The sequence below is a fragment of the Peribacillus sp. P4_D6 genome (assembly GCF_056401795.1).
Genome location: NZ_JBFUIQ010000204.1, coordinates 1 through 4466, shown reverse-complemented (window position 1 = coordinate 4466; position 4466 = coordinate 1). Strand labels below are relative to the sequence as shown.

At 42.0% G+C, this 4466-nt stretch carries 5 protein-coding genes; 2 read left to right on the top strand and 3 right to left on the bottom strand.

Going from position 1 to position 4466, the window contains the following annotated elements:
• A partial coding sequence (gpr, locus tag AC1DVB_RS25365) for a GPR endopeptidase (protein WP_477591528.1) occupies positions 1–828 on the bottom strand: 828 nt, incomplete at its 3' end.
• A gap of 274 nt (positions 829–1102) precedes the next feature.
• Here gpr and rpsT point away from each other — a divergent pair.
• Entirely contained in the window at positions 1103–1369 is a 267-nt protein-coding gene (gene rpsT, locus AC1DVB_RS25360; RefSeq protein ID WP_034308554.1) for a 30S ribosomal protein S20, read from the top strand.
• Positions 1370–1458: 89 nt separating this feature from the next.
• Here the strand turns inward: rpsT and holA are convergent, their stop codons facing one another.
• Complete coding sequence (gene holA / locus AC1DVB_RS25355) at positions 1459–2472, bottom strand: DNA polymerase III subunit delta (protein ID WP_034308556.1); 1014 nt, start codon at positions 2470–2472, stop codon at positions 1459–1461.
• Positions 2473–2811: 339 nt separating this feature from the next.
• On the opposite strand from holA, the gene AC1DVB_RS25350 reads away from it, so the two are divergent.
• Positions 2812–2946, top strand: coding sequence for a YqzM family protein (locus AC1DVB_RS25350; protein WP_034308559.1), 135 nt, complete (start codon positions 2812–2814; stop codon positions 2944–2946).
• 76 nt (positions 2947–3022) lie between these two features.
• Here the strand turns inward: AC1DVB_RS25350 and AC1DVB_RS25345 are convergent.
• On the bottom strand, positions 3023–4466 hold a 1444-nt coding region (locus AC1DVB_RS25345), incomplete at its 5' end, for a DNA internalization-related competence protein ComEC/Rec2 (RefSeq protein WP_477591526.1).

The following is a 4466-nucleotide window of genomic DNA, read 5'->3' as shown; positions in this document are numbered from 1 at the left end:
ACGTGATGGCCTGTCCCCTTCATTCAGTTCCTTGCCAAAGTGCTTCAAAATATAATCTATCGTATCGCTGGCAATGGATACGGCATCCACGACAGTAGGTATACCAATTGCTATAACAGGAACTCCCAGTGTATCCTGGCTCAATTCTTTTCGTTTATTTCCCACACCAGACCCTGGATGGATGCCTGTATCCGTAATTTGAATCGTAGAGTTCACCCGTTCGATCGAACGGGCAGCCAATGCGTCAACGACGATAAGGAAATCAGGATTACTTTTTTCGATGACGCCTTTTATGATGTCACTCGTCTCGATTCCGGTAATCCCCATCACCCCTGGGGAAATGGCACTGACCGGCCGATAGCCTTCCTTGACGGACTCTGGCTGCAATTCGAACAAATGTCTTGTGACCACAAGGTTCTCAACGACTGCAGGTCCCAGAGCATCGGGGGTAACATTCCAATTACCAAGGCCGACAACTAGACAACTGCTTTCTTTTGTGATTTTATTACGTTTCAAAAAGTAAGCCAGTTCGTTGGCGAACACCTTTTCCACCCGTTGCTGCGTTTCCGTATCCTGCTGGCGGATTCCCTGGACCTCGATGGTCAAATAACTGCCCTGTTTTTTTCCGATTTCTTTTTCCCCCTCAGCCGTGACCTCGACTAAGGATACCTTCAGATCATCCACATCTTTTTCCTTAATAATGACCCCTTCGATGCGGGAAACATCCACTTCCTCTACTACACCTTTATGTTCAAGGGCAATCTCCTTTGCTTCAATCGCCAAATCTGTTCGAATTCCGTATTCACTAAGGTCCAAATTATTTTCCATAACGGCCTCCTGATGTTTGAATTGTATCTAATCTAGTATTTTCAATAGTCTCTCTTAAACATTCTGTCGTTTTTGCTTTTTTATTATTCATTTTTTTGGTACAATGAATGATGACGAGATGAATTTTTTCCCGAAATTATAATTCCTTTTCGATTCTCAATCTGAAGTATTGCATATTTATGAGCAGTCTGATAGAATATCACTTGTGCTATTTGATATGGATTTGAAAAGTCGAGTTCATATAATCTCGATTTCTTTGTAGGAGGTGAACGGAATGCCAAACATTAAATCTGCTATTAAACGTGTAAAAATCAACGACAAAAAACGCGTTCATAACATTACTGTTAGATCAACTATGCGTACTACAGTGAAAAACGCTGAAGTTGCATTAGCTGGTGAAAACGTTGAAGCTGCTAAAGAAGCTCTTTTAACAGCTGCTGTGAAATTAGACAAAGCTGCATCTAAAGGATTAATCCATAAAAATGCGGCAGCCCGTAAAAAATCTCGTTTAGCGAAAAGACTTAACGCTCTTAACGCATAATGACAAAAAATTAAACGATCCAATCGGATCGTTTTTTTTGTGCCGTTTTTTGCATAAAAAAGGTGACAGGATATCTGCCACCTTTTTTATCATCTAATTTTTAAAAGCAGCAGCTCAAGCGTGATTGCCTTATCTGCTTGGCCGGTCTTCATTTTATAATCCGCTTCCGCTAAGTCGTTCATGATGCTCAACAACTCGCGTTCCTGGAATTTCCCCGTCTTTTCAAGTGCCAGCTTTACCCTGTAAGGGTGCACCTTCAGTTGACCCGCAATTTTTTGCTGGCTATAGCCCTGACGGGAAAGCTCCTTCACTTGATACATGAGCCTGACCTGACCTGCCATGACACTCAAGATCTTGATCGGCTCTTCATTCTGCCTGAGAAGATCGTGCAGTATCGTCATGGCACTCTCCATTTTTCTCTGTAACACATGATCAACAAGTGTGAAGATATTCTGTTCAAGGGATTTTGCGACCAGCTTTTCCACTACCTCGACTGTAATGTGCTTCTCAGCTTCCGTATAAAGCACCATTTTATCCAGTTCATTCGTCAGCATCATCAGATTCGTTCCAGCAAGTTCAAGTAAAAGCTCTGTAGCCTGCTCATCTATTCGGACTGAAGAAGCTTCGACCCTCTCCTTCACCCACCCCTTTAACTCATGATCACCAAGCTTCTTCGCTTCAACGAGAACCGCCTTACGCTTCAGTTCCTTGGTGATTTTTTTCCGTTCATCCAGTTTCTCATAAGGTGCGGTCAATACGACAATAGAATATGGAACCGGGTCAGCCAAATACGCTTCCAGTCTTTTCACATTATGCTCAACTCTTGACTTCGTTTTTTCAGCTGTCAAAAAAAATGGGTTTTGCATGAAGACAAGGCGCCTTTCCCCGATAAACGGGAGGGTTTCGACATCTTCAAGCGCAGTTTCAACAGGCGTCTCTTCTAAATCAAATTGAGAAAAGTTAAAATCCATCTCATCTTCATGAAGGACATTCTCGATCAATAGCTGCTTCGTTTCATTAATTAGATAGGCTTCCGTCCCATATAACAAGTATACTGGCGCGAATTGCCCTTTTTTTATACTTTTCCAAACGTCTAATACCAATAGAATCCGCCTCTTTACTATGTATTCTTCTCTAATGGTATAGGTGGATGGACCATTTGACAAGCTATAAAGGGAACTAGCCCTTAAAAGGGCTAATTCCGGATCTATATGAACACTTTCAAGAAAGGCCCGGGTAATCTCCCTTGAAAGCGGGTAGAGTATTCATGTAGAACAAATGAGCTTTTCGTTTTCGCTTGCTTTGTTTGTACTTTTATTTTGACCTCAAAATCCCAAACTATTTGTGACAACTCTTGTCAGTAAAGGAAATGAAGGAATGAAGCCTGTAGATTTTTTTTTGGTAATGTTTTATACTATTAGCAGAAATAGGAGGGGTAAATAATGAACGAATTCGAAAAGAATGTTCAATCAAAGACAGATGACGTCGCTGATTCCGCTATAGGATTCATCGGTTCTTTTGTATTTTTCGCTGCCATGTTCACCATAGCTGTCGTCATTAAAGCTGTCGGATCCTGATTTCATTCATTACATGCACTTATTTTTCCTGATGGGGGCTGCTGCTGCAGTCCCTTTCTTTTTGATTTTCTATATACTATGGGAGAGTCTTCAGAAAGGTTCCACTGCTTTTGTAATATTTGTAAATAATAGAACCATCCTCGTCCGTCCTGAACACTTTTATGCCATTCCCCTCCAAATTCCCAATTACGTCTCCATGAGGGTGCCCGTAACGGTTATCTTTTCCAACTGAAATAAGCGCCGCTTTCGGCTGCAGCTGTTCAAGGAAGGGCGCGGAAGAAGACGTTTTACTGCCATGGTGACCGACCTTCAAGATATCCGCCTGCAACTGCGGATATGTTCTCAAAAGTTCCCTCTCCCCTTCTTCTCCCATATCGCCGGTCAATAACCATGACACTCCGCCAAGCTCAGTGAATAGAACGATGGATGAATCATTCTTATCTTCCTCTTGCTTAAATGGACTTAGCACAGCAAACCGCACTCCTCCCGCCACCCATTGGTCCCCCCTTTTCAGGACGGTCATTTTCACTTTTTTCTCTTTCGCCACGGTTACAAGATCCATACCCCTATATTGCTCTTCACTCCAGCCTCCAATGATGATCTCCGCAACTTTAAAATGATCTATTAATTCTTTTGCACTTCCCATATGATCTGCATCCGGATGGGTTAATATCAATTTGTCCAATTGGTGGATTCCTTTACTTTTCAATAATGGAATAATGATATCATCCGCCGTGTTGAACTTCTTTCGCTTTATCGCCCACGTATCGATTGGAAATGTAATTTGCCCGCCCGTATCAATTAAATAATTACCGCGATTGAAAGGCAGGGAAATGAAAATGGAGTCACCTTGTCCTACGTCGATGATTTGCACTTCACCAAAAGGCGAGAACCTTTGTAAGTTGTATTGCAAAAGTAAAAGGACGATTATCATTCCGCACCAGATTTTACTTTTTTCAAAGGATACTTCCCAAGTCAGGCATAACCCCATAAGGGAAATAACCAGTAGTAACATCATGAGGAAAGGCGGCTTTCCAAACGGTATGGAGGCGAGCGGCAATCCTGATGCTGCATCTGCGGCTTTATTGCAGAGTACGAAGGTGAAATTCAATAATGATATGAGAGGTTGACCAAAGGAAGGCAGTAATAAATGAATGAGGAGGGAAATCAGTGAAAATGGCAGCAGTATGATGGAATAAAGCGGAACATACAATACGTTCAAAAACACGCCAAGTAAAGATACTTCAAAAAAGTGAAAAAGCAAAATCGGAAGGGCTGCCAGTTGGCAGATGGAACTGAGGATGAATAGCTGCATCGATTTCTTCGGGTATTGCAAGAAGATGCTTGAAGACATGATAATGGAGAATGTGACCGCGAATGAAAGCTGAAAACCTATATCATAGAGCATATTAGGCCGAAAAAACAAAAGTGCCAAATAAGTCGATCCAATTGCGGCACCCGCTGAAATCCGCTTCTTGAATAGCATGAGTAGAAAGAAAAGCATAGCCATTGAACAGGAT

Coding starts and splice junctions, on each gene's coding strand:
- rpsT (WP_034308554.1), top strand. CDS start 1,103: ATGCCAAACATTAAATCTGCTATTAAACGTGTAAAAATCAACGACAAA.
- AC1DVB_RS25350 (WP_034308559.1), top strand. CDS start 2,812: ATGAACGAATTCGAAAAGAATGTTCAATCAAAGACAGATGACGTCGCT.